The sequence below is a fragment of the Pseudomonas sp. NPDC089758 genome (assembly GCF_044748705.1).
In the GTDB taxonomy this organism is placed as follows: Bacteria; Pseudomonadota; Gammaproteobacteria; order Pseudomonadales; family Pseudomonadaceae; genus Aquipseudomonas; species Aquipseudomonas putida_X.
In genome coordinates this window covers 119,864-144,284 of the sequence record NZ_JBIVGN010000001.1, presented here as the reverse complement: position 1 = coordinate 144,284, position 24,421 = coordinate 119,864, and the positions used below count along the sequence as shown (strand labels likewise).

Genomic DNA, 24,421 nt, shown 5'->3' with positions numbered 1-24,421 from the left:
CCTTCAAGGCGCCAGCACCTTGCCAAGCAACTGGCATACTTGCTCGGCCGAGTACGGCTTTGCCAGAAAGGTGAACCCCTCGTGGCCGCCTTCGGCAATCGCGTCGCTGTAGCCGGAGGTGAGGATCACCGGCAATTGCGGGCGCTGGCGGCGTAGCTCGCGGGCCAGGGCCAGGCCGCCCATACCGGGCATGACCACATCGGAAAATACCGCATCGAAGTCGCCTGCCGGCCCTGCCAGCTCCACCAGGGCGTGTTCCGCTGAGTTCACCCAGCAGATTCGGTACCCGTGGTCTTCGAGGATCTGCGCGGTGAAATTGCCCAGATCGGGGTTGTCTTCCACCACCAGTATCCGCCGCCGCGCGCCGTTCACCTGAGGGGCGCTGAACTCGGCGGCCCTATCCGCGTCCTCGGCAGGCGGTTCCTCTTGCGGCAAGTACAGGGTAAAGGTCGTCCCCTGGCCCGGGACGCTGGCAACCTTCACATCCCCCCCGGATTGCTTGGCAAAACCGAACACCTGCGATAGCCCGAGCCCCGTGCCTTCCCCGGGTGCCTTGGTGGTGAAGAACGGGTCGAAGATGCGCTCGAGCAGTTCATCCGGGATGCCAGCACCGCTGTCCACCACTGAGATGGCGGCGAACGGCCCGTCGTGTGCCTGCTGGTCGCGCAGGCCAGGCATGCGTTGGTTGGGCAGCAGGCGCAAATGCAAGGTGCCTTCGCCGGCCATGGCATCACGGCCATTGAGCATCAGGTTGATCACCGCGGTTTCCAGTTGGCTGAGGTCGGCGCGGATGTGGCATGGCGTCGGCGGCAACTCCAGTGCTACCTGGATCCGCGCCCCCGTGGCGGTGTCGAGCATGTCGGCCATGGCCTGCAGGCGCGCCCCGGCTTCGAATAGCTGGGGGCTCAATGCCTGACGGCGGGCAAAGGCCAGCAACTGGCCTGTCAGCTTGGCACCGCGGTCGACAGTGTCGGCCATGGTCTTGAGGTAGCGTTCGCGGCGGATTTGCTCGAGGTTGGGGCGCTGCAGAAAGTGCAGCGACGAGCGGATGATGGTGAGCAGGTTGTTGAAGTCATGGGCGACGCCACCGGTCAACTGGCCGATGGCTTCGAGCTTCTGGGCCTGGCGGAGCACGGCCTCGGTATGCAGCAGTTGGGTAGTGCGTTCTTCGACGCGGTGTTCCAGGGTGGCGTTGAGCGATTCGAGCGCAGCCAGCGCCTCCCGCACTTCGGCGTGGGACTGGACCCGCTGGATATGCGCCCAGCAACGCTCTGTCACTTCCCCGATCAGCGCCTGTTCGTAGCCCGTCCACCGCCGTGGCATTTTATCGTGGATGGCCATAAGTGCGGTGAGTCGGCCGTCCTTGACCAAGGGCATGCAGATGGTGGCGGTAATGCCGATGGCCTGGAAGGTGGCAGCTTCGTCACGGGCCAACTCGTTCAGGTTGTCGTTGATCACCAGCGGCAGGCCGTTGCGCAGTTGGCTGACCGCCAGGCGGCCGAAGTCAGCCAGGCGGTATTGGCCCAGCAGCCGTGGGGAACCAGCGGCGACAGCGTCGCCGCAGATCGTGAAGCCATCTTGGTCGGCATCCATCACGGCATAGGCGCAACTGGACAGCTGCAGGTGCTCCACCAGCATGCCGGTGGTGATGGCCATTACCCGGTCCGGATCCGTGGCATTCGCCACGGCCCGCCCCAGGTCGTCAAGAAATGCCAGCCGCTGGTTGTTGACCACACTGCTGGTCGTCTCGGTGACCGTGTCGAGCATGCCCACCACTTCGCCGTTCTGGTCACGAATGGGGCTGTAGCAGAAGGTGAAGTAAGCACGCTCCGGGCCGCCGTTGCGGTCGATGGTCAGCGGGAAGTCTTCGATATAGACGGCTTCGCCGCCCAGGGCGCGTTCGGCCATGGCCGAGATGTCGGCCCAGGCTTCTTGCCACACTTCGCGAAACGGCTTGCCCAGCGCACCGGGTTTTTTGCCAAGGATTGGCAAGAACGCGTCGTTGTGCAGGGTAAGCAGGTCGGGGCCCCAGAGAATCGCCTGAGGAAAGCGCGAGGCCAGGCACAGGGCCACAGTGGTCTTGAGTACGTCAGGCCAGGCCTCGATCGGGCCCAGGGAGGTCGTGGTCCAGTCGTGATTGCGAATGCGCTCGGCCATCAGCCCGCCGCCGTCCAGCCATTTAGCCATGTGTGCTCCGCCCATCCTTTTGCCGGGGATGCCAAGGGTGCACCGAGCATAACCGATTGGCGAGGGCTTTATGCTGCATGCCGGTGATCAGCCGCAGCAGGGTCAACGAATGAAGTGCACCTTGCCGGTGTCGTCATTGCCCATGTAGATCCCGTACACCCCAGCCTGCCGCTCGAGGATGTAACGCTCGAGAATCTGCCGTATCGCCGGATAGTAGATCTCGTCCCAAGGGATCTGGTCGGGTTCGAAGAACGTGTAGGCCAGCGTTTCTGGCCCGTACTGGCCGGTCTCCTCGGTGGCGATCGCGCGAAAGATGATGTACACCTCGCTGATTTTCGGCACGCTGAAGATCGAGTAGGGCGAGACGATTTCGGCACGCACGCCGCTTTCTTCCCACACCTCACGCAGCGCTGCCTGCTCGGTGGTTTCGCCCGCTTCCATGAACCCGGCCGGCAACGTCCAGGTGCCGGGGCGCGGCGGGATCGCCCGCTGGCACAGCAGGTACTTGCCATCGCGCTCGATGATGCAGCCGGCGATGATCTTCGGGTTGATGTAGTGGACATAGCCGCACCCGGTACAGTGCAGGCGCTCATGGGTGTCGCCATGGGGAACGCCCCGGGCCAGTTCTGTGGTGCAGTGCGGGCAGTAGCGCGGGGCGTTGGGCATGGTCAGCGGCCTATGCGGGGTTCTATACGGGGTTCCTTGAGGGCCAGAGGCTCGACCATGTCGCGCACCTTGGTGTTGTCGTCCTGCTTCTGGCGCAGGTAGTCCAGGGCCACCTTGGCGGCGGCGCGCACATGGTCGACCGAGGCCTGGTGGGCCACCAGCGGGTCGCCACTCTTGATCGCGTCGACGATCTTTTCCATTTCAAGGTTGCTGGCGCCGCGGCGGTTCTGCTGCGACACCGAGGTGGCGCGCAGGTAGCTGATGCGCGCCTGCAACTGGCGCAGCTGCTGCGCTGCGACCTGGTTGCCGGAGCCTTCGAGCAGCACCTCGTAGAAGCCTTGGACAGAGTCCAGCACCTGCTGCAGCTCGCCTTCCTCGAGTGCCTCGCGGTTGACCTCCAGCGCCCGCTCCAGGGCTCGTATGTCCTTGGCTTTGGCATTGAGGGTGAACAACTGCACGATCAGGCCTTCGAGTACACAGCGCAGCTCGTAGATATCGCGGGCGTCTTCCAGGGTGATGATGGCCACGCGTGGCCCCTTGGCATCGGCGAATTCCACCAGGCCTTCGGACTCCAGGTGACGCAGGGCTTCACGCACCGAGGTACGGCTGACACCAAGGCGGTCGCAGAGGTCGCGCTCGACCAGGCGATCGCCGGGGAGCAGGTGGAAATTCATGATCGCGCCGCGCAGCTTGTCGAGCACGATTTCACGCAGTGTTACGGGGTTGCGGTTGACCTTGAAGCTGTCGTCGAGTGGCTGGCGTTTCATCAGGTGCGCTCTTTATGAGGCTGTTTCGCCAACATCGCGGAACACCCCGAACCGAGGTGCTCCCTGCAGTGGTTCGAACAGCCCGTTGTTAACGGGTTGACTCCGCATCGGCTTCGGCGAACGCTTCGCGGGCCAGGCGGAAACTGTCCACCGCCGCGGGTACGCCGCAATAAATGCCGACCTGGAGCAGGATCTCGCGAATCTGTTCACGGCTCAGGCCATTACGCAAGGCGCCGCGAATATGGAGCTTGAGCTCGTGGGGCCGGTTGAGCGCGGAAATCATGGCCAAGTTTATCATGCTGCGCTCTTTGAGCGACAAGCCATCGCGGCCCCAGACGTGGCCCCAGCAGTACTCGGTAACCAGCTCCTGCAAAGGCTTGGTGAAGTCGTCGGCGTTCTGGATCGAGCGGTTCACGTAGTCCTCGCCCAGCACCTGGGTACGGATCTGCAAGCCTTTTTCATACTTTTCGTTGCTCATCGTCTGGCTCCGAATCAAAAGAGGGGCCGCAACCAAGGGTGAGAGGGTCGCGCGGCCCCTGAAAAAAGAACTGTCGGAGCCGCTTTGCGGCCCCGAGGGCATCAGCCCAGCGGGGGCAGGGCGCCCAGTTTGCCTTTGTGGTAGACCATCGGGGTCACCGGGTCGGCGGGCAGCACCAGGTTCTTCACCGCGCCGACGATGATCGCGTGATCGCCGCCGTCATACTCGCGCCACAACTCGCACTCGATGATCGCCGTGGCCTTGCTCAGCAACGGGTTGCCCAGCTCGCTCAGGTGCCACTCGATGCCTTTGGCCTTGTCCTTGCCCTTGCCGGCGAAGGCGTAAGCCTCGGCAGTCTGCTCGGCGGACAGCAGGTGGATCGCGAACTGCTTGCTGTCGCGCAGGATCGGGTAAGTGTCAGAGGCGTAGTTGGGGCAGAACAGCACCAGCGCCGGGTCGATCGACAGCGCACTGAATGCGCTGGCGGTGATGCCGACAATGCCGCCGTCGGCGTCCAGCGTGGTGACCACCGTGACCCCTGACGGGAAGGAGCCCATCACGTCTTTGTAGATGCCTGGTTCGATCATCGTGTATTACCTCTTAGCGCATCACAAACGGGTCGGGCATCGGCGCGGTGGACAGGTTGATCCACACGGTCTTCAGCTCGGTATAGGCCAGCACCGAATCGATGCCGCTTTCACGGCCGTAGCCGCTGTTCTTGAAACCGCCGATCGGCGCCATGGCCGACACGGCGCGGTACGTATTGACCCAGATGATCCCCGAACGCACGTCACGGGCCAGGCGGTGGGCGCGGCCCAGGTCGCGCGTCCAGATGCCGGCAGCGAGGCCGAACTGCGAGTCGTTGGCGATGGCAAGGGCCTCTTCCTCGGTCTTGAAGCGGATGACCGCGGCGACCGGGCCGAACACTTCTTCCTGCATGATGGTCATCGAGTTGCTGTCGCACTCGAACAGGGTCGGTTCGTAGAACCAGCCTTCGCCCTCGACGTCGGCACGTTTGCCGCCCATGTGCAGCGTGGCGCCTTCGGCCTTGGCCGCAGCAACCAGGCTTTCGACCACGGCCAGCTGCTGGGCAGTGGCCATCGGGCCCATTTCGCTGGCGTCGTCTTGGGGGTTCCCGATGCGGATGCGCTTGGCCCGTTCGATCAGGCGGGCGACGAATTCGTCGAAGATTTCGTCCTGCACCAGCAGGCGCGAACCTGCCACGCAGCTTTGCCCGGAGGCCGCGTAGATGCCGGCCACTGCGCCGTTGATGGCACTGTCCAGGTCAGCGTCGGCGAAAATGATGTTCGGCGACTTGCCGCCCAGCTCAAGCGACAGCTTGGCGAAGTTCTCGGCGCTGCTGCGCACCACGTGGCGAGCGGTGGCGGCGCCGCCGGTGAAGGCGATCTTGCGCACCAGCGGGTGGCGCGTCAGTGCCGCGCCGGTGCTGGGGCCGTAGCCGGTGACCACATTGACCACGCCGGCAGGGAAGCCCGCTTCCAGGGCCAGGCGCGCCAGCTCGAGGATGGTCGCCGAGGCATGCTCGGAAGGCTTGAGCACGATGGTGTTGCCGGCGGCCAGGGCGGGCGCCAGTTTGATCGCGGTGAGGTACAGGGGGCTGTTCCACGGGATGATCCCGGCCACCACGCCGATCGGCTCGTGCACGGTGTAGGCGAACAGGTCCGGCTTGTCCAGCGGCAGGGTGCCGCCCTCGAGCTTGTCGGCGAGGCCCGCGGTGTAGTGGAAGAACTCTGGCAGGTAGCCGACCTGGCCCCGGGTTTCGCGGATCAGCTTGCCGTTGTCACGGCTTTCCAGCTGGGCCAGGTGTTCTTTGTTTTCGGCGATCAGGTCACCCAGCCTGCGTAGGAGCTTGCCCCGCGCGGTGGCGGTGATGCTGCGCCAGGCTTTGCTGTCGAACGCACGCTGGGCAGCCTGAACGGCCAGCTCCACATCGGCTTCATCGGCGTCGGGCAGTTGCGCCCAGGGCTGGGCGGTGGCCGGGTTGAGGCTATCGAAGGTCTTGCCGCTCTGGGCATCGAGCCATTGGCCGTCGATGCACATCTGGAAACGAACGAGGGTCATGCAACAATCCCCTTGGCGGATTCGGTGAGGGTGCGGGCCTGGCTGAGGAAATCCAGCAGCATCTTGTTGACTTCACGGGGGGCCTCCACCGGCATCATATGCCGTTGCTCGGCGAGGACCACACTTTGCGCGCCAGGAATGCTGGCAGCGAGCTGGCGGGTCATGGCCGGGGTGGAGCCCGTGTCGAGTTCGCCGGTGGCGATCAGTGTCGGTACCTGGATGCTGCCCAGATCAGCGGCGCGGTACATGTCCTGGGTGGCGAACAGCGAGTAAGTGGTGTGGTAGCCCTGCGGGTCGTTGCTCGCCAGCACCTGGCGAATCGCGGCGACCTGCGCCGGGTTGGCTGCCTTGTACTCCCGGCTGAACCAGCGGTCGAGCGCGGCGTCGACGTTGGCGTCGGGGCCTTGCTGGGCCGCCTGGGCTGCGCGTGCGATGACCCCGGCGCTTTGCTCCGGGCTGCGGTTGAACACGCTGTTGAGCACCACCAGCGCGGACAAACGCTGCGGGTAGTTCAGGGCAAACGCGCGTGCGACCAGGCCACCCATCGAGAAGCCGATCACGGTCGCCTGGGCGATCTGCAGATGGTCGAGCAGTTCTGCCAGCTGGTCGGCGTAGCCTTCCAGGCCGGTATCGGCGGCAGGCAGTGCGCTCTGGCCGTGGCCGAGCATGTCGTAGGCAATGACGCGGTAGTCGTTGGCCAGGCCCACGAACTGCCCGCCCCACATTTCCTTGTTCAGGCCCACGCCGTGGATCAGCACCACGGGTTGGCCCTGGCCTTGGGCCAGGTAACTGGTCCCGGCCGGTGTACGTTCAGCGACAGGCTGAATCATGGAGGGCGCTCCTTGAAGGTCGGGCGCGGCGGGTAAGCACGCCACGCCCCGGCCCGTCTTGGTTGTTGTTATTGAGCGTTGGCTTTTTCGGCAGCCAGTTCTTCCAGGTCGATGTAACGGTTGCCGATGCGCGGGTGCAGGCGGCCGCCGTCGGCCGCGCCCAGTACCACGACGATTTCGTCGGCACGCGGGGCGTCTTCGATCTGCATTTCCAGGGTGATGTAGTGCGAGCGCAGGCCTTCGTCGTCTTTCTGCATCATCGGGATCTGGATCGAGGTGCCCGGCCCGCCGCGCTTGTTGGTGAAGCTCAGGTAGCTCTTGGCTTGTACGGCTTCGCGGTAGTGGTTGCCGAAGCGCAGGGTGTGGATCACCGCCGAGGCGTGTTCGATCTCGCCATCGGCGCCGACCACGGCAGCTTTACCGTAGGCTTCGATCTTGTCGGCACCGCCAATGGCAGCGGTGAGGCGCTCGACCATCAGCGCACCCAGCTCGGAGCAGTTGGCGCGGATTTCCGGCTTGAGGTCTTCAACGAAGCCGCGGCCGGCCCATGGGTTCTTGATCACCACGGCCAGGCCGACCATGGTCACTGGCTTGTCGGTGGCCTTGCCGCCTTCGATGCGGGTCTCTTCGGAGTAGGTGACGATCTTGCGGATTTCGAAACTCATGAGGGGCTCCTGGTGAGGGTTATCAGCTCTTGTTGTCTGATGGTATACCATAATATTTGTTGTGCAAGAGCCCGCTGAAAATTTCTCCAAGCAGGAGACGAAAGGCGGCGGCAAGCTGCAAGCCGCAAGCCGCAAGCCGCAAGCCGCAAGCCGCAAGCTGCAAGCTGCAAGCTGCAAGCGCCGAGCTCACGGCCGAGCACGTACGTTGTTGCTTGAAGCTTGCAACTTGCAGCTTGCAGCTAAAAAAACGCCCACGCCCGAGGGCCTTGGCGGCCTCCGGGGAGCGGGCTAATCCAGCAACGCTTTCAGGTAAGGGGAATTCAGGCGAACGCCGGCACCACTTCCTTGATGAACAGCTCGAGCGATTTCTTCTTCTCGGCGTGAGGCAGGCTGTTGTCGCACCAGAAGCTGAACTCGTCGACGCCCAGTTCCTGGTAATACTTGATGCGCGCGATGATTTCTTCCGGTGTACCGATCATGGTGTTCTTGCGGATGTTCTCCAACGCGAAGGCCGGCACCTCGGCGAACTTCGACTCCGGGCTCGGCTCCAGGAAGCCGTTGACCGGGACCGTCTTGTTGCCGAACCAGGCATCGAAGGTGCGGTAGAAGCGCGAGATGGCCTGGGCGCCGATTTTCCAGCCATCGGGCTCCGACGGGCTGTGCACGTGGGTGTGGCGCAGCACCATCAGTTGCGGGCGGGGTACCTCGGGGTTGTTGTCCAGCGCAGCCTGGAACTTGTTTTTCAGGTCCAGTACTTCTTCATCACCCTTCATCAACGGGGTGACCATCACGTTGCAACCGTTTTTCACCGCAAAGTTGTGTGAGTCCGGGTCGCGCGCAGCGATCCACATCGGCGGCATGCCATGCTGCACCGGTTTGGGCACGCTGGTGGAGGTCGGGAAATTGTAGACCTCGCCTTCATGTGCGTAGTCGCCTTCCCACAGTTTGCGCACCGCCGGCACCATTTCGCGCAGGGCCTTGCCGCCGTCGGTGGCCGGCATGCCATTGGCCATCCGATCGAACTCGAACTGGTAGGCGCCGCGGGCCAGGCCCACTTCCATGCGGCCGTTGCTGATCACGTCGAGGAGGGCGCACTCGCCGGCCACGCGGATCGGGTTCCAGAACGGCGCAATGATGGTGCCGGCGCCCAGACGGATCTTTTCGGTGCGCGCGGCCAGGTAGGCCAGCAGCGGCATCGGGCTGGGCGAAATGGTGTATTCCATGGCGTGGTGTTCGCCGATCCATACGGTGCTGAAACCGCCGTTTTCGGCCATCAGGGTCAGTTCGGTGAGGTCCTCGAACAGCTGGCGGTGGCTGACCTGTTCATCCCAACGTTCCATGTGTACGAACAACGAAAATTTCATGGGGCATTCCTCGCAGCTTGAAAGTCTCGCCTGGCGTGCCAGGCGTCAGTAATAACGTCAGGCGCCTCAGGCGAAGGCGGGCAGGCTGGCCATTTTGCCGCGGCAGTAGACCATCGGCCGTGGTGCCTGCTCGGGAACGATCAGGTTGTGCACCTTGCCGACCATGATCGCGTGGTCGCCACCTTCATATTCACGCCACAACTCGCATTCGATCACCGCAGTGGCCCCTGCCAGCACCGGGTTGCCCAGTTCGCTCAGGGTCCACTCGATGCCCGCGGCCTTGTCCTTGCCTTTCTTGGCGAAGGCGTAGGCTTCAGCTTGCTGTTCGCCAGAGAGCAGGTGAATGGCAAAGCGCTTGTTCTTGATCAATACCGGGTAGGAATCGGAACTGTAGTTGGGGCAGAACAGCACCAGCGGCGGGTCCATCGACAGGGAGGAAAAGGCGCTGGCGGTCAGGCCGACGATCGAGCCGTCGTCGTCCAGTGTGGTGATGACGGTGACGCCTGAGGGGAAGGAGCCCAGGACGTTCTTGTAGACGGTTGCGTCGATCATGGCGTGTACCTCGAAAGGGGGTAGCGGTGAGCCGCTTTTTATCGTTGATGTGTCTGATGGTATACCGTAATACTCGTTTTGCAAGCGGAATTTTCAGGGCTGGGTAAAACACGATGAATGGCTAAAAGCCGCATGAAATGGGGCTTTGCTCCAATCATGAAGGCCTGGCCGAGAGTGCTGAACCGGATCAGTCGGGCTTTTTTAAACCGAATCAGTGTTGTCAAAAGTTTGGAATACCATAATATGGTCCGCAGCTGAGAGGCCGCCTAGACGCGGTTTCCTTACAAAGATAAAAACGACCTTTCGAGCTGAAAACCATGTCCCAACCGTCATCGCAACACCAGTTTGTCGAGAATCACACGGTCGATTACGTTCCACCTGCCGAGCGCCACGGGAAGGCCCGCGACCTGTTCACCCTCTGGTTCAGTACCAACATCGCGCCACTGCCCATCGTCACCGGCGCCATGGTGGTCCAGGTGTTCCACCTGAACCTGTTGTGGGGCCTGATCGCCATCGTGTTGGGCCACCTGATCGGGGGTGTGGTCATCGCCCTGGCCTCTGCGCAGGGACCGCAGCTGGGCATTCCACAGATGGTGCAGAGCCGCGGCCAGTTCGGGCGTTATGGTGCCCTGCTGATCGTGTTCTTCACGGCATTGATCTATGTTGGCTTCTTCATTTCCAACATCGTATTGGCAGGCAAGTCGATCCACGGCATTGCGCCGAGCGTGCCGATGCCTACGGCGATCGTCATCGGTGCCCTGAGCGCCACGGCGATCGGCGTCATCGGCTACCGCTTCATTCATAGCCTCAACCGCATCGGCACCTGGGTGATGGGGTCGGCGCTGCTGGCCGGTTTCATCATGATGTTTACCCAAGAGTTGCCGGCCGACTTCTTCAGCCGGGGCGCGTTCAACCTGTCCGGCTTCATCGCCACCGTCTCGCTGGGCACCATCTGGCAGATCAGTTTCTCGCCGTACACTTCCGACTACTCGCGCTACCTGCCCAAAGAGGTCGGTATCGCCAAGCCGTTCTGGGCGACGTATTTCGGCGCCACCCTGGGCACCATACTGTGCTTCAGCTTCGGTGCAGTGGCAGTGCTGTGCGTGCCCCAAGGCACCGACGCGATGGACGCGGTCAAGCAGGCCACCGGCTGGCTGGGCCCGATCCTGATGGTGCTGTTCCTGCTCAACATCATCAGCCACAACGCCCTCAACCTGTACGGCGCGGTACTGTCGATCGTCACGGCCATCCAGACGTTCTTCGCCCAATGGACGCCTAGCATCAAGGTGCGGGTAATGCTGGCTGCGGTGATTCTGGTAGCGTGCGGGATGGTTGCCCTGAATGCCTCGGCAGACTTCATCGGTCACTTCATCGGGCTAATCCTGGCGCTGTTGCTGGTGCTGGTGCCGTGGGCTTCGATCAACCTGATCGACTTTTACCTGATCAAGAAAGGCGAGTACGACATCGCCTCGATCTTCCGCGCAGATGGCGGGATTTACGGGCGCTTCAACCCCCACGCGATCATTGCCTATGCGTGCGGGATTCTGGTGCAGTTGCCGTTCGCCAACACGTCGCTGTATGTAGGGCCCTATTCGAACATCGTCGAGGGCGCGGACCTGTCCTGGCTGTTCGGCCTGATCGTGACGGTGCCGCTGTATTACTGCCTGGCGACGCGCGGCAAGGCTGCCGAGCAGGCGGGGCGGGTTGTGAGTGTCAACGACTGAGAGATTGCGGTTGCTGTAACAGGGGCTGCAACGCAGCCCCGGCTCTATCCGATCAAACCTTGAACTGCGCCACCATGCCATTCAGGTCCACCGCCAACCGCGACAAGTCTTGTGCCGCCGCGCTGGTCTGGTTGGCCCCCGCCGATGTCTGCATCGCCAGGTCGCGGATGTTAACCAAGTTGCGGTCCACTTCCCGCGCCACTTGTGCCTGTTCTTCCGAAGCACTGGCGATCACCAGGTTGCGCTGGTTGATCGACGCGATCGCCTCGGCAATCACTTCCAGCGCCTGCCCGGCACCTTGTGCCACTTCCAGCGTACCAGTGGCACGCCCCTGGCTGCTGTGCATGGCCGTGACCGCCCGCTCGGTACCGTTCTGAATCCCGGCAATCATCTGTTCGATTTCGGCGGTGGACTGCTGGGTGCGGTGGGCCAGGGCGCGCACTTCATCGGCGACCACGGCAAAACCACGGCCCGCCTCACCGGCGCGCGCAGCTTCGATGGCAGCGTTGAGGGCCAGCAGGTTGGTCTGCCCGGCAATCGAGCCAATCACATCGAGCACGCGGCTGATCTCGTTGGCACTGCTGGCCAACTGCTCGATCTCGGCAGAGGTGCCGGTCACGTCATCGACCAGGTGCTGGATCGAGGCCAGCGCCTGGTTGACCTGATCGCGGCCATCGCGCGTGCTGCGGTCGGCGCCCTGGGACGCATCGGCAGTGCTCACCGCGTTGTTCGCCACTTCTTCCACGGCGGCAGTCATCTGGTTGACGGCCGTGGCCGCCTGGTCGATCTCCGCGCTCTGTTGGTGCAGGCCACGGCTGGTATCTTCGGTAACCGTGTGCAGCTCCTCCGAGGCCGAGGCCAGCTGGTCCGACGAGGCCGCAATCTTGCGAATGGTATCGCGCAGGCTGGCCTGCATACGGCTCAGGGCGCGCAGCAGCAAGGCTGGCTCATCGCGACCGGTAACCGTGATTTCCCGCGTCAGGTCGCCCGTGGCCACACGTTCGGCCACGGCCACGGCATCTGCCAACGGCACGACGATGCTACGGGTGAGCACGGTGGCAATGGCCACCAGGGCAATCATGATTACCAGCAATGAACCAATAATGGCCGCAAAGGCTTCGTCGGCCACGTCGCTGCTGCGCTGGGAGGCCTGTTCGGCGCCGCTGCTGTTGTAGGTGGTCAACGCCGACAGGGCTTTCATCATGGTGTCGGCATACTGCGTGAGTGGGCCGCTGATCTGTTGCCTGGCCTCGGCCATCCGGCCGGCAGCGATGTCTTTGAGTACCTGTGCCTGCAGGTCGAAATACTGTTGATGGGCCGCGATCAGTGCGTTGAACAGGGCACGGTCATCGGCGGCGACGATGGTGGCCTCATAATCTTTAAGACCCTTGTCGAGCTGGTCATTGATACCTTTGAACAACTCGATGTTGCGCATGCGCTCAGTGGGGTTGTCATCCAGCGCAGCGCGCATGGTGATAGCACGGGCGCGGCCGAGGTTGGTGCTGACGTCACCGAGGGCGACCACGGCAGGCATCCAGGTGATGCGGATTTCGTCCGTAGCCTCGTCCATCTGCCGGGTTTCATAGAGGGCTATAAGGCCCATGAACAGGACCAGGGCGCCCAACAGAGCAAATACGCTGGCAGCGCGAATGCCGATCTTCATATTCCGTAACTGCATGGAATGTTCCTTGACGGTGGTGCGCAATCAGGACCATGGGCAAACCCCGCTCACCGACGGTGCCATGCTCCCAATGTGCTGCAATATAGTGATGGGACTCACCTCTGATTATTGTTTTTCGGAATAGTGCCATATTGCCATCATTGTTGACCAGGCATTCAATCTAACGGCATCTGTTGGTAAATCCGTCATTTATTGACGGATCTGTCAGGAAAATGTGGTTAAACCGCCGGAATCAAGGGAGCGATAGTATTCCGGGCGAAGGGCCAAGCTCTGGCTTTTGACGCAAATGGCCGCTCGCCAAGTAGGCCGGCCGTGGCATCGTTGCCAGGGTATCGGCCCATGTCTTGTTGGGCAGGCGAGCGGCGCGCAGTGCGCGGAGAGGGGAGCGGTGCGGGGGGACAGTCCGGTGAGCCAGGCCAAGCTCAAGTGCTGGTTCAGACCGTTCTCGGGGCCTGCGATGAGGCCCGGGGGTCAATGCACCGTCTTGCGTTGTTGCACACAGGCGCGAGCCTGTTCCGTCAGCTCATCCAGCCACTCATCGCGCTGCTGCTCGGCTTCGATCATCGCATCTTCACCCTGCTGATTGAGCAGGTAGGTGTGAATCTGGTGCACTTCAGTGGCCTGGTAAATCGGCGCGATATCAAGCCGGCCGATCAGCGCGCCGCTGGCCTGGCCGGTGCTGCTCATCAACACTTGCGGCCCGCTGGCGGCTACCACCTGCATGCCCCGCGCTTCGAACCAAGGCACCTGGTTGGCAAACGCGTTCAGTTCGACGCTGGCAAAGCGCGCCTGCACATCGGCCAACAAGGCGCGGCCGATACCTTGGCGGCGATGCCCGGGCACAACGGCGAGAAAGGCCAGTGCACAGGCCTGCGGAGTGTCCTGGGCCGGCAACGTCAAAGCGAAACCGAGCATCTGGTCGGGGGCATCGGCATCCAGTGCCAGGGTCAGCTGCACGGCCAGGCCGCGAGTGCCGTCCATGGCCTGCAGGTACTGATGCACCTCCATGCCGACGCCGTACTGGTACAGCGGGTACAACGGATTGTCGGCACGAATGGCGACGCTGCTCAGTTCGCCGACATGGTGGATCACCAGGTCACGGATCTGATTCTGGAAAGATTCGGGCGGCACGCTGTCAAGGCGGCTCAGAATGAACATCGGTGGACGGGCTCCGGCGGCTGTTGAATCGCCCCGCACCGGTTGATGCGGGACGCACAGTCTACCCCCTTTTTTACCTGTCAGCCTTGGGCCTGCAGCGCGGCAAGCATCAGCTCGAGGTTTTGCACCGCCGCACCCGAGGCGCCCTTGCCCAGGTTGTCGAACACTGCCGTGAGCAGTACCTGGCCGTGTTCGGGGTTGGCGTACACGCTCAGGCGCAAATCGTTGCTGTCGTTCAATGCCTCAGGGTCCAGCGGTGAGGCCGGCCCCTGCTGGTGCAGGGGTGCGACGGTCACATGGCGTGCGCCCTGGTAGTGCTGTTCAAGGCAGGCCTGCAAGTGCTCGGCGCGGATCTGCCCTGGCAACAGGCGCAACTGCAGCGGGATGCTCAGCACGATGCCCTGGCGATAGGCCGCGTAGCCAGGCAAGAACACCGGCCGGGCTGCCAGGCCGGCGTGCAGCTGGATTTCCGGCACGTGCTTGTGCGCAAGCTCCAGGCCGTACATCTGCAACGTCGGCGCGCGCTGAGCCCCGGGCTGCTCATGGCGCTCGACCGCCGCACGGCCACCGCCGGAATAGCCGGACATGGCATGGATGCTCAGCGGGTAGTCGGCGGGCAACAGGCCGGCCTGCACCAGCGGGCGCAGCAGGGCGATGGCGCCAGTGGGGTAGCAGCCGGGGTTGCTGACCCGCTTGGCCAGGGCAATGCGCTCGGCCTGCCGTTCGTCCAGTTCAGGCAGCCCGTAGACCCAGCCGGGGGTGGTGCGATGCGCGGAGCTTGCATCGATCACCCGCAGCGCTGGGTTGCGGATGGCCGACACGGCCTCGCGCGCAGCGTCGTCGGGTAGGCAGAGCAGGGCGATGTCGGCGCTGTTGATGGCGTCGCTGCGCCGTTGTGGGTGCTTGCGTTCTGCCTCGGGCAGGGTCAGCAGTTGCAGATCGGTGCGCCCTTGCAGGCGGGCATGGATCTGCAGGCCGGTGGTGCCTTGGTCGCCGTCGATAAAGACAATTGGGGTACGCATGGTCGGGTCCAGTCACATGAAAGATGGCCTATGCTCGCCTGTCGCCGTGGTAAATAAAATTTGAATATCATGATGCAGACCTTCATATTTTCTGAACAAAAGTCATTCTGAAGCGGCCCAGCCCATGCGTGAAATCAGCCTCGATCGCCTCCGCACCCTTGTGGTCATCACCGACCTGGGATCTTTCGCCGAGGCCGCGCGTCAGCTCAACCTGGCGCCGCCTACCATCAGCCTGCACGTGGCCGAACTCGAGGCGCGGGTCGGGGCGCCGCTGTTGACCCGCAACCGTAACCAGGTACGCCCCACCGCCATTGGCGAAACCCTGCTGGTACGCGCCCGCCGGCTGTTGGCCGATGCCGATCTTGCTCTGGATGAAGTGCGGCGCCAGGTCGAAGGGCTGGCAGGACGGGTGCGCCTGGGCGCCTCGACCGGCGCCATAGCCCACCTGTTACCGCAGGCATTGGAGCACCTGCGGGTGGCACATCCCGGTATCGATGTGCAGGTGCAGGTCCTGACCTCCCAGGCTTCGCTGGTGCGCCTGCGCGAAGGCGCCCTGGATATCGGCCTGGTGGCCTTGCCGCAGGTAGCGAGCAAGGGCATCAAGGTCACCGCCTGGCGGCGCGACCCGATCCTGGCCTACGTGCCGGCAGACTGGCAGCCGCCTGCTCGGGTCACCCCGGCCTGGCTGGGGCAGCGAGCGCTGATTCTCAATGACAGCAGCACCCAGCTTTCGCGGGTGACCGCAGAGTGGTTCGCTGCCGCCGGGCTGTATCCTGAGCCGCGGATCGAGTTGAACTACAACGACGCGATCAAAAGCCTGGTGGGGGCCGGTTATGGCGCTACCTTGCTGCCCCAAGAAGGCGAGATGGCCGAACTGGACCGGCGCATTGCGCGCCGGCCGCTGCGCCCTGGGTTGTGGCGGCAACTAGGGATTGCCTGCCGGGACGGCGAGGTCGAGCGGGCGACGGGGTACGTGCTGCAGGCGCTGGAGCGGTTGCGCCAGTAGCTGGCGGCCGGTACAAGGCCGGTACTGGCAACCCGGCGCCTGGCCGGACAGGCCTCAGAACCAGCGGTCGTTCTTCTTGCGGCCGCGGGTCAGCGCCGGCAGGATCAGCCCCGCCAACAGGCCCGCGCCGGCAATGCTGCCGCCGTAGACCATGTAGCGCATCATGACTTGCTTGTTCTCATCGCCCAGGCGCGCCTGCGCGTCGCGTAGGTTCGACTGGGCCTGATCGAGCTGTTCGTTCAATGCCTGGTTGCGTGCTTGCAGTTCGTCGGCCAGTTTCTTGCGCGAGTCGAGGGTTTCCTGCATGCCCTGCACGCGGTTCTTCCAGCTGTCGTCGATGGTTTTCAGTTGCTCGGACAACTGCGCCACTTGTGCGTCAAGTTCAGGCAAACGCTCGCCTTGGCCCGGGACCGATTGCAGGTCGCTGGAGAGGATCCACACCACGTCGCCGTTCTGCCCGCGCACCTGGCTGTAGTTGCCCTGGGTGCCGATCAGGGTCAGCTTCTGTCCGGATTTGAGTGTGCCGACGATGCGGTGCCCGTCGGTAGGGCCGCTGCGTACATAGGTGCTCAGGCTGTCGCTGACCCAGCGCGCATCGCTGGCCGGCTCTTGGGCATGCGCGGGGGCGGCAAGCGCCACGAGGGCGGCGATCAAGCTGCCGCGCAGGGCAGGGAGGGCGAGGGAGGCTGGGCGGGATTCAGGCATGTTGGGTCTTCGCTGCATCAGGAAAAATAGGCCCGGTGACGTTTGCGCGTCAGTTGGGCCGGCGAACCGGTCGGTGAGATGACCGTCAGCGAAAGACCTCATTTTTGGAGGCAGGTTCACTGCTGGGTGTGGGAATTGTCTGCAGGATGTTGCAAAAGGCGAGCTAGAGCCCTCGCGGCGAACAGGCTGCTTTGCGTGTCGCAAGCGGCCTGTACGCGAGGGCGTCATGTGCCTGGCAACAGCCTTGAAGTGGCTGCCGTCATGCGCCACGACGGGGGAGCTCCGCGATGTACTCGGCAATCCTGCGCCGCAGGCCGTGGTCGTCCTGTCGCAGCAGTACGTCGAACAGCACGCGGCTGTAAGCGCTGCTGGCGTAGCTGCACGGGCCGAACTGCCACTGCTCCCTCACGGCCCGCTCAGCTGCCGCCAGCATGTTGGCGGGAATGGTACTGCTGGCGTGATGCGGCGTGACATGGCTGCGCGCTATGTAGGTAAGCGCGCCGTGCACCGCGTCGTCGACCAGCGACAGGGCAGACGCTACTGGCAGCATACCGAGCACTTGCGCGGCAACCTGCGTGGCCTTTTCCCGGGGTTCGAAAGGCAGGCCATGCGCTGCACAGCGCGAGGCGATGCAGGCACACACGTGTTCAATCGATAGGGCCGTGATTGCCTCGCCAAGCTGTTCGCGCCATTCGGGGCGGGGGCCTGCGCCCAACAGGTCAAGCAGCGCGCGACGCAACGGCATCAGGCCCGCACGTTGGTGCCCGTGCAGGCTTACATTCACCACCCAGTACACTTTGTCACGCCACGCCTTGGGTGTTGGGTCATTGCTGAACGATGCCGGTGGGGAATCCGGGTCGACCAGCAGAATCAGGTCCTCTTGCAAAGCCTGCAGCAGGCTTGCATCCATGGCCTTCGAAGGGCTGACATGTTCCTCGCCAGTGGGGTGCTCGGCCGGAAGCAGCCGCTCGTGTTGTTTGTCCATCCGCACCTCGAGCAGCGCCAACAGTTGCAGCTTGCGGGTTATCGAAAGGCTGCGCAGAGGTATCGGCTGGCGTCTGGCCAGTGACCAGTGTTCCCTGATGCGTTGGCGCTGCTGTGCTTGCAGCTCAAGCCTGGCTTGCTGACGCGCCGCCAGGCACGGCTGGCACGCGCAAACACGGCGCCACTTCGTATGCCCGGGGAAGTAATGGCGGTGGTCGCAGGTTTTGCAGAATGCCATGTTGTCGTGGCAGCTGGACGCCGTGCGGCTTTTGCGCCGCTCGAACAGGCTGGTTTTGCAGTAGGGACAACGCAGGGCGGCGCAGGGCAGGGGTGGAAAGGCCTTGATCAGGCTGCTGGGTGCTACGTCGATGGCGTAGCGCTCGAGCAGGTGTGCAATCTTCTCACCGCTGATGTATTCGCTGTACAGCGCCTCGACCTGTTCAGCGCTAAGGTGCTGCAGCTTTGCTTGGAAGTCCGACAAACCTGAATCTCCCTGAAAAGTCGGTAATAGCCCGCTTTGAGGATGATCGTGCTTGCCGAATGGATAAGTGAAGCGCGCAAAGGCTGGATAATTCTCCGCTACGTGTAGGGCGTTTCTGATTTGCCCGGAGATCGGCAATCCTTGCGCTTGACGCGCTGCGTTCAAGCGTGCGCCCTGTCCATCGTCGTGCCGTGCCCAAGGGCTACACTGAACGTTTCCGGCCTATCCATGGAGCCATGCCATGACTGCCAAGAACACGATTTGCCTGTGGTTCGATCACGACGCGCAGGACGCTGCGCACTTCTACGCCAGTACGTTTCCCGACAGCGAGGTGATCGCGGTGCACCAGGCACCGAGCGACTACCCCTCAGGCAAGGCGGGTGATGTGATCACGGTCGAGTTCACCGTCATGGGCATCCCTTGCGTGGGGCTCAATGGCGGCAAGGCATTCAGCCACTCAGAGGCGTTTTCGTTCCAGGTCAGCACTGAGGACCAGGCCGAGACCGATCGACTGTGGCACGCCATCGTCAGCAATGGTGGGCAAGAGAGCGCCTGCGGCTGGTGCAAGGACAAGTGGGGGATATCCTGGCAGATCTGCCCAAGGGTGCTGATCGAGGCCATTGGCAACCCGGACAGGGCGGCAGCAAAGCGGGCCTTCGAGGCGATGATGGGCATGGGCAAGATCGATGTGGCCGCCATCGAGGCGGCCCTGCGCGGCTGAAGGGAAAGGGCCCAAGCCTGGGCCCTGCGTGCCGGCTCAGGCCACTGGGATGGTCGGGTCTGCCGCTGCCAGTGCGGCCTGGCGGTCCTCGGCTGCCGGCGGGTAGATCCAGATCGAGTTGATCTGCGATTTCAGCACCTTGGCTTCGGCCTTGTCTGTCGGCGGCGAAACCTTGCGCTCCCAGCCTTCGGTGTACACCGCACCCCAGGCTCCCAGGTCGAGGCAGGTCACGTACTTGGGCTGGCTGTAGGGCATTGGCGCCACACCAATCAGCTCGGCCACGGCGTTGTTGCCTGCGTAACGCCCGAGCGGGATGGCATGCTGGCAGGACATCACCGCATAATTGCCTGCCTCATCGCAGGCGGCGTAGGCCACGTCACCGGCGGCGTACACCGCATCATTGCCTTTGACCTTGAGGTTGCCATCCACGTGCAGGCGGCCCTGGCGGTCACGTTCACCGCTGATCTGCTCGGTCAACGGGTTGGCCTTGAAACCCACGGTCCAGATCACCGTACTGGCCTCGATGCGCTGGCCGTTGTCGAGCAATACCCCCTCGGGGTCGACCGAGGCCACTGAGGCCGCGCAGATCCATTCGATACCCAGTGACTCGCACGCCTGTTCGATGGCGGGGCGAATGCCGTCACCCAGGGCTGCACCGATCTTCACGCCGCGGTCGACCACCACCACACGCAGCCGCGCCTGCTCGCCAAGGATGCTGCGCAAGCGCGATGGCAGCTCGGTGGCGGTCTCGATGCCGGTGAAGCCGCCCCCCGCAACCACCACGGTATTGCGTGCCGGGGTGTCGGGCAGGCTGGCCAGGGATTTGAGGTGGGTCTCAAGACGTGCGGCGCTGTCGATCGTGTCGACGTCGAACACATGTTCGATCCCGACCATGTCCGGTCGGTTGAGTACGCTGCCACAGGCCATGATCAGGCGGTCGTAGGGCAAACTGCATTCGGTACCACTTTGGGTGCGGTAGCTCACACGCTTTGCAGCTTCATCGATGTGGAACGCCGTGCCCTGCACGAAACGTACACTCACTGCCTCGAACAACGCCTGCAACGGCGCAGCCATGGTGTGCACCTCGGGCTCGTAGAACCGTGGGCGCACATGCAATTCGGGCTGCGGCGCGAGCAGCGTCACCTCGACATCCGTACGGCCATGCAGGTCGAGTTGGCGGATGGCGCTCAGGGCGCTCCAAAGGCCGGCGAAACCTGCGCCAATGATCAGGATGTTTTTCATCGTTGTGCTCCTGGAAGGTACGAATCAAACAAGGTAGTTCTTGTTTGCGATCAACGATGCTACGGGCGATGAACCGTCAGCCCTAGGCCAAAGAACCCTGAATTTCGGCCAGCGGTACGCTGCGGGCGAAGCGTGCACGGTAGTCGCGCGGGGTGACGGCCAGGTGGCGCTGGAAGGCCAGGCGCATGCGTTCTTCACTACCGAAGCCGCAGAGGCGGGCGACTTGCTCGATGTGTGCATCGGTATTTTCCAGCTGGCGCCGGGCCGCTTCCAGGCGCAAGACCTCGATCGCCTTGGCCGGTGTACGGCCGGTCTTGAGTTTGTATACCCGGGTGAAATTGCGCAGGCTCATGTGCGCCTGTTCGGCCAGGCGCTCGACGCTCAGGCGCGGGTCGCCCAAGTGCTCATTGATCCACAGGTGCAGGGCTTCGAACTCCGTGCAGTCCTGGCCTTGCAGCTTGAGCAGTTCGCTGAACTGCGCCTGCCCGCCCGGGCGCTTGAGAAACACCACCAGTTCGCGCGCCACCTGCATCGCGACGTCGCGGCCACAGTCGAGCTCGACCAACGCCAGTGCCAGGTCGATCCCTGCGCTCACGCCCGCCGAGGTCCACACGGTGCCTTGCTGAACGAAGATCGATTCATGGTCCACCTGCACGGCCGGGAAGTCACGGCGCAGCACCTCGCACATGGCCCAGTGGGTGGCAGCGCGGCGGCCGTCGAGCAGGCCGGCGCTGGCCAGCAGGAAAGTCCCGCTGCAGACCGATGCCGTGCGCCTGGCGTGCAGGCTGGCGCGGCGCAGCCAGGCCACCAGCGGGCCGTGCTCGGGAAGGCTGCGGATGATGTCCGGGGCGCCGGGTACGATCAGCGTGTCGACGGCCTGGGCCATGGCATCATCCAGGCGCTCGGTGGCCACCGCCAGACCTTCGGCGGTTGGCTGCAGACCCCCTTCGAGGCTGGCGGTATGCAGGCGGTAGCCGGGTAGGCCGCGCTCGGCCATGGCCTGGGTGGCTGCCCAGAACACGGTTTGCGCACCGCTGAGGTCGAGCAGGCCCATGGCGGGGTAGGCAACGAAGACCATCACCCGAGGCTGGTCGACGGGTAACAGGGGAGGCTCAAGTTGCCCTGCGATATCGGTCATGGTTTGGCCTGATTCAACGAAAAGTGGCGCTTGTCTATTAGGGTAACGCAACGGCCTTCCAGGGCATCAACTGCTCGCGCAGGGCAACGTTACAGGGACTTCGCGGCGGGGTGAATGCCCAGGCCGGATGCCGATTATCTGTACTGTTGCGTAAGGCCGAAGCCTAACTGTGCCGGTCCAGGCTGGGCAAATGGCTTTATGCTGTAACCAAATATGTCTAGTACGCCTGAAGAAGGAAGCTGTAATGCCGCTCAAGGACCTGCTGATCGCCCTGGTGGTGATCGTCGCCTGGGGAGTCAATTTCGTGGTCATCAAGGTAGGCCTTGATGGTCTGCCGCCGATGTTGTTAGGGGCGCTGCGCTTTATGCTGGTTGCGTTCCCGGCGATCCTGTTGGTCAAACGGCCGAATTTGCCATGGCGCTGGCTGATCGCCTATGGCGCCACGATCTCCCTGGGCCAGTTCGCTTTCCTGTTCCAGGCCATGTACAGCGGCATGCCGCCAGGCCTGGCGTCACTGGTGTTGCAGTCCCAGGCTTTCTTCACCCTCGGCTTTGCCGCGCTGTTTCTAGGGGAGCGCTTGCGCCTGGCGAGCCTGCTGGGTTTGCTGGTGGCAGCCAGCGGGCTGGCGTTGATCGGCAGCGAGGACAGTGGCCACGTACCAATGGTGGCGCTGCTCCTTACCCTGTGTGCAGGCGCCATGTGGGGCATGGGCAACATCATCACAAGGCGTTTTGGCTCGGTCGACCTGGTTGCGCTGGTGATATGGGGCGGGCTGATCCCGCCGCTGCCGTTCCTGGCCTTGTCGTGGTGGCTGGAAGGGCCGGAACGCATCGGCCATGCGTTGGCCAATATCGGCTGGAGCTCGGTGCTGGCGCTGGCTTACCTGGCGTTCGTAGCCACCATGCTCGGCTACAGCCTGTGGAGCACCCTGCTGTCGCGGCACCCGGCGGGCAAAGTTGCGCCGTTCTCGTTGCTGGTGCCGGTAATCGGCTTGAGTTCGTCCGCCTGGTTGCTGGGGGAGCGGCTCACGGCGGTGCAGGGGTGGGGGGCGCTGCTGGTGATGCTCGGGTTGCTGGTCAATGTGTTCGGACCCAAGCTTGGCCAGCGGTTACGGGCCGCCAGCGCGCAATAACGATTGTGTAGAGCCGTTCGGCCCTTGCGGGTAAACCCGAAGGGCCGATGCTTTGTTAGACTCGGGCTCTTTGTCACGCCACCGGAGCCCCCATGATCATCTCCACCACCAGCCAGCTCGAAGGCCGGCCAATCGCTGAGTACCTTGGCGTAGTCAGCTCCGAATCGGTGCAAGGTATCAACTTCGTGCGCGATTTCTTTGCACGCTTTCGCGACTTCTTCGGCGGCCGTTCACAGACGCTGGAGGGCGCGCTACGCCTTGCCCGCGAGCAGGCGACCGAGGAACTGAAAGCCCGGGCACGGCAGTTGCAAGCCGACGCAGTGGTGGGTGTGGATTTCGAAATCAGCATGCCCTCCGTGCAAGGCGGCATGGTCGTAGTGTTCGCCACGGGCACCGCTGTGCGCCTGAAATAAAGGCATTGTGCCACTGGTCGGGTCCCGCTGTTTTGCCCGGGCAGTCCGTAAATGACCGGCTAGTCTCACTTTCACAGGCTGCGTTTTTCAGGCAAAACTCTTCCTTTGCCGACGCGGTCGCCACTGAAATGGAGACAGGGCATGAGCGAGTCCTTTTTCGAAGACATGAATGATGCGTTCCCCATCAACAGCCAGGTGCGCTGCGGTCAGGCAGCGTTTCGGCTGGGCTTTGCCCACATGACACTGGATGATTCGGAGCAGCTGCAACCGGCACATCTGCAGCGCAGCAAAAAGGGCCGCTTCACGCCGAGGGTCGCGCCGAGAAAGTGACCCCGTTCACATAACCCCGCACCTACCGCGGGGTTTTTTTATGCGTTGTTTGACCTTGCTCATGGTAACGCTCGTTTGTGCTCGCCGAATCGATGCCGCTGTGGTCTTCTGCCAGGGGATCTCAGCAGAGGAGCACCGCTGTATGCGGGTCAGGGAAGAAACTTACTGGCAGTGGGCCGACGCACAATTGCACTGCCGCAGCCACGATGAAGCGTTGAGCGATGGCACCACCATCGACGTGCAGGTACGCCTGTCTCGGCTGGGCGCCACGCAGCTGTTCCTGGGGCTGTACGGCCAGGGTGGCAAAGCGTTGCTGGAAGAGTACTACCCGGCACGCCCGGGTGAGACCATGACACGTGCCTTGGTATGGGGCGTGGAGCGGGCCAGGGCGCTGGCGACCGGCGCATTGGCATTGCCGCAGCAGCAACGTCGGCAGGCATGAAAAAGCCCGGCCTATGCGGGCCGGGCTCAGAAAGTGGTGCGGCAACTCAATGAAGGGTCAGTTGAGCGGCTCGATCACCTTGACTGCCTGCCGCTCACGGGCGGCGGGCCATTCTTGTTGCAGGGTCTGCAGCACGCGGCCAACGAACTCGGTGTCGGCGGCAGCCTTCTTGCCGACGTAGCCCTGGCCACGGCGGTAGACCTTGAAGCGGGCACGCATGCTGGGCAGGTGCTCTTCGAATTCATCTTCTACGGTATTCGGCGGCAGGCGGTCGAGGCGCACTTCGCCGGTTTGGCTGACCCACAGCAAGTGGTCGTCGAGGCTGTCCTTGCGCATGGCGAACAGCTGGGCCAGTTGGTCAATTGTGGGATTGTTGTTCAAGTTCATCATAAAGCCCCCATTACCCGTTTTTGTTGGTGATTTTCACAGTTGGCGCTACAGCATGTAGCGCACTACCTAGGCTGCTACAGCAGCATCGCAACAGGGGCTTTCTCACGCTGCCTTTTGGACAGTTCCCTCTCCACGGATGGCCTGCGTTACCGCGCAGGCCATCTGGAACACCCTTGCCACCGCTCCCGATCGGGGAGACGGCTTCATCATGCCCAAGCGCGATGAATGGCGTCAACCGTTTTGTAGTGAATATTTTTGGTC

Annotated in this window: 25 protein-coding genes; 7 read left to right on the top strand and 18 right to left on the bottom strand. The window is 63.2% G+C overall.

Going from position 1 to position 24,421, the window contains the following annotated elements:
- Nucleotides 1–3 precede the first annotated feature (3 nt).
- The 10 genes from ACIPZH_RS00705 to ACIPZH_RS00660 all read right to left on the bottom strand — a co-directional run bounded on the left by ACIPZH_RS00705 (nt 4) and on the right by ACIPZH_RS00660 (nt 9,591).
- A complete protein-coding gene (locus ACIPZH_RS00705) occupies nt 4–2,187 on the bottom strand; it encodes an ATP-binding protein (RefSeq protein ID WP_400634592.1) in 2,184 nt (727 codons plus the stop codon).
- A 102-nt stretch (nt 2,188–2,289) separates the two neighbouring features.
- Nucleotides 2,290–2,853 carry an NUDIX hydrolase gene (locus tag ACIPZH_RS00700; protein ID WP_400634590.1) on the bottom strand — a complete coding sequence of 188 codons (564 nt, stop codon included), beginning with the start codon at nt 2,851–2,853 and terminating at the stop codon, nt 2,290–2,292.
- Nucleotides 2,854–2,855: 2 nt separating this feature from the next.
- Entirely contained in the window at nt 2,856–3,620 is a 765-nt protein-coding gene (locus tag ACIPZH_RS00695) for a GntR family transcriptional regulator (RefSeq protein WP_012314143.1), read from the bottom strand.
- A gap of 88 nt (nt 3,621–3,708) precedes the next feature.
- The gene (locus tag ACIPZH_RS00690) at nt 3,709–4,098 is read right to left on the bottom strand and encodes a carboxymuconolactone decarboxylase family protein (protein WP_012314144.1); all 390 of its coding nucleotides are present in this window, start codon (nt 4,096–4,098) and stop codon (nt 3,709–3,711) included.
- Nucleotides 4,099–4,199: 101 nt separating this feature from the next.
- A complete protein-coding gene (locus tag ACIPZH_RS00685; protein WP_267823299.1) occupies nt 4,200–4,685 on the bottom strand; it encodes a flavin reductase family protein in 486 nt (161 codons plus the stop codon).
- A gap of 13 nt (nt 4,686–4,698) precedes the next feature.
- Nucleotides 4,699–6,180 (bottom strand): aldehyde dehydrogenase, encoded by a 1,482-nt coding sequence (locus ACIPZH_RS00680; RefSeq protein ID WP_400634588.1) that lies wholly within the window; start codon nt 6,178–6,180, stop codon nt 4,699–4,701.
- Nucleotides 6,177–7,010: an alpha/beta fold hydrolase gene (locus ACIPZH_RS00675; protein ID WP_241805822.1), complete on the bottom strand. Its 834-nt coding sequence runs from the start codon at nt 7,008–7,010 to the stop codon at nt 6,177–6,179. The genes ACIPZH_RS00680 and ACIPZH_RS00675 overlap by 4 nt, the downstream gene beginning before the upstream one ends.
- Nucleotides 7,011–7,078: 68 nt before the next feature.
- Entirely contained in the window at nt 7,079–7,675 is a 597-nt protein-coding gene (locus ACIPZH_RS00670) for an amino acid synthesis family protein (protein WP_003256068.1), read from the bottom strand.
- Between the two features lie 320 nt (nt 7,676–7,995).
- Nucleotides 7,996–9,039: an LLM class flavin-dependent oxidoreductase gene (locus ACIPZH_RS00665; RefSeq protein ID WP_400634586.1), complete on the bottom strand. Its 1,044-nt coding sequence runs from the start codon at nt 9,037–9,039 to the stop codon at nt 7,996–7,998.
- A 66-nt stretch (nt 9,040–9,105) separates the two neighbouring features.
- Nucleotides 9,106–9,591 carry a flavin reductase family protein gene (locus ACIPZH_RS00660; protein ID WP_012314149.1) on the bottom strand — a complete coding sequence of 162 codons (486 nt, stop codon included), beginning with the start codon at nt 9,589–9,591 and terminating at the stop codon, nt 9,106–9,108.
- A 317-nt stretch (nt 9,592–9,908) separates the two neighbouring features.
- Here ACIPZH_RS00660 and ACIPZH_RS00655 point away from each other — a divergent pair, with 317 nt between their 5' ends.
- Complete coding sequence (locus ACIPZH_RS00655; protein ID WP_241805820.1) at nt 9,909–11,315, top strand: cytosine permease; 1,407 nt, start codon at nt 9,909–9,911, stop codon at nt 11,313–11,315.
- A gap of 52 nt (nt 11,316–11,367) precedes the next feature.
- Here the strand turns inward: ACIPZH_RS00655 and ACIPZH_RS00650 are convergent, their stop codons facing one another.
- The 3 genes from ACIPZH_RS00650 to argC form a co-directional block, all read right to left on the bottom strand.
- Nucleotides 11,368–12,993 carry a methyl-accepting chemotaxis protein gene (locus ACIPZH_RS00650; RefSeq protein WP_400634584.1) on the bottom strand — a complete coding sequence of 542 codons (1,626 nt, stop codon included), beginning with the start codon at nt 12,991–12,993 and terminating at the stop codon, nt 11,368–11,370.
- A gap of 474 nt (nt 12,994–13,467) precedes the next feature.
- Nucleotides 13,468–14,154 (bottom strand): GNAT family N-acetyltransferase, encoded by a 687-nt coding sequence (locus tag ACIPZH_RS00645; RefSeq protein WP_400634582.1) that lies wholly within the window; start codon nt 14,152–14,154, stop codon nt 13,468–13,470.
- Nucleotides 14,155–14,234: 80 nt separating this feature from the next.
- Nucleotides 14,235–15,176 (bottom strand): N-acetyl-gamma-glutamyl-phosphate reductase, encoded by a 942-nt coding sequence (gene argC / locus ACIPZH_RS00640; protein WP_400634580.1) that lies wholly within the window; start codon nt 15,174–15,176, stop codon nt 14,235–14,237.
- A 124-nt stretch (nt 15,177–15,300) separates the two neighbouring features.
- On the opposite strand from argC, the gene ACIPZH_RS00635 reads away from it, so the two are divergent.
- A complete protein-coding gene (locus ACIPZH_RS00635; protein ID WP_400634578.1) occupies nt 15,301–16,182 on the top strand; it encodes a LysR family transcriptional regulator in 882 nt (293 codons plus the stop codon).
- A gap of 54 nt (nt 16,183–16,236) precedes the next feature.
- On the opposite strand, the gene ACIPZH_RS00630 is transcribed toward ACIPZH_RS00635, so the two are convergent.
- Complete coding sequence (locus tag ACIPZH_RS00630; RefSeq protein WP_400624988.1) at nt 16,237–16,887, bottom strand: TIGR04211 family SH3 domain-containing protein; 651 nt, start codon at nt 16,885–16,887, stop codon at nt 16,237–16,239.
- A 259-nt stretch (nt 16,888–17,146) separates the two neighbouring features.
- A complete protein-coding gene (locus tag ACIPZH_RS00625; protein ID WP_400634576.1) occupies nt 17,147–18,352 on the bottom strand; it encodes a hypothetical protein in 1,206 nt (401 codons plus the stop codon).
- A 241-nt stretch (nt 18,353–18,593) separates the two neighbouring features.
- Between ACIPZH_RS00625 and ACIPZH_RS00620 the strand changes: the two genes are divergently transcribed.
- Nucleotides 18,594–19,073: a VOC family protein gene (locus tag ACIPZH_RS00620; RefSeq protein WP_400624984.1), complete on the top strand. Its 480-nt coding sequence runs from the start codon at nt 18,594–18,596 to the stop codon at nt 19,071–19,073.
- A 36-nt stretch (nt 19,074–19,109) separates the two neighbouring features.
- Here the strand turns inward: ACIPZH_RS00620 and ACIPZH_RS00615 are convergent, their stop codons facing one another.
- Nucleotides 19,110–20,315, bottom strand: a complete 1,206-nt coding sequence (locus tag ACIPZH_RS00615) for an NAD(P)/FAD-dependent oxidoreductase (RefSeq protein ID WP_400634574.1) — start codon at nt 20,313–20,315, stop codon at nt 19,110–19,112.
- A gap of 82 nt (nt 20,316–20,397) precedes the next feature.
- Nucleotides 20,398–21,453, bottom strand: coding sequence for a GlxA family transcriptional regulator (locus tag ACIPZH_RS00610; protein WP_400634572.1), 1,056 nt, complete (start codon nt 21,451–21,453; stop codon nt 20,398–20,400).
- 244 nt (nt 21,454–21,697) lie between these two features.
- Between ACIPZH_RS00610 and ACIPZH_RS00605 the strand changes: the two genes are divergently transcribed.
- The 4 genes from ACIPZH_RS00605 to ACIPZH_RS00590 all read left to right on the top strand — a co-directional run bounded on the left by ACIPZH_RS00605 (nt 21,698) and on the right by ACIPZH_RS00590 (nt 23,770).
- Entirely contained in the window at nt 21,698–22,585 is an 888-nt protein-coding gene (locus tag ACIPZH_RS00605) for an EamA family transporter (protein ID WP_400634570.1), read from the top strand.
- Nucleotides 22,586–22,677: 92 nt separating this feature from the next.
- A complete protein-coding gene (locus ACIPZH_RS00600) occupies nt 22,678–22,998 on the top strand; it encodes a YbjQ family protein (protein ID WP_012314237.1) in 321 nt (106 codons plus the stop codon).
- 141 nt (nt 22,999–23,139) lie between these two features.
- Nucleotides 23,140–23,328 carry a hypothetical protein gene (locus ACIPZH_RS00595; RefSeq protein ID WP_012314238.1) on the top strand — a complete coding sequence of 63 codons (189 nt, stop codon included), beginning with the start codon at nt 23,140–23,142 and terminating at the stop codon, nt 23,326–23,328.
- 142 nt (nt 23,329–23,470) lie between these two features.
- Nucleotides 23,471–23,770: a hypothetical protein gene (locus ACIPZH_RS00590; protein ID WP_241805809.1), complete on the top strand. Its 300-nt coding sequence runs from the start codon at nt 23,471–23,473 to the stop codon at nt 23,768–23,770.
- A gap of 57 nt (nt 23,771–23,827) precedes the next feature.
- Here ACIPZH_RS00590 and ACIPZH_RS00585 read toward each other — a convergent pair whose 3' ends face one another.
- Nucleotides 23,828–24,160 (bottom strand): hypothetical protein, encoded by a 333-nt coding sequence (locus ACIPZH_RS00585; protein WP_241805808.1) that lies wholly within the window; start codon nt 24,158–24,160, stop codon nt 23,828–23,830.
- Nucleotides 24,161–24,421: the final 261 nt, after the last annotated feature.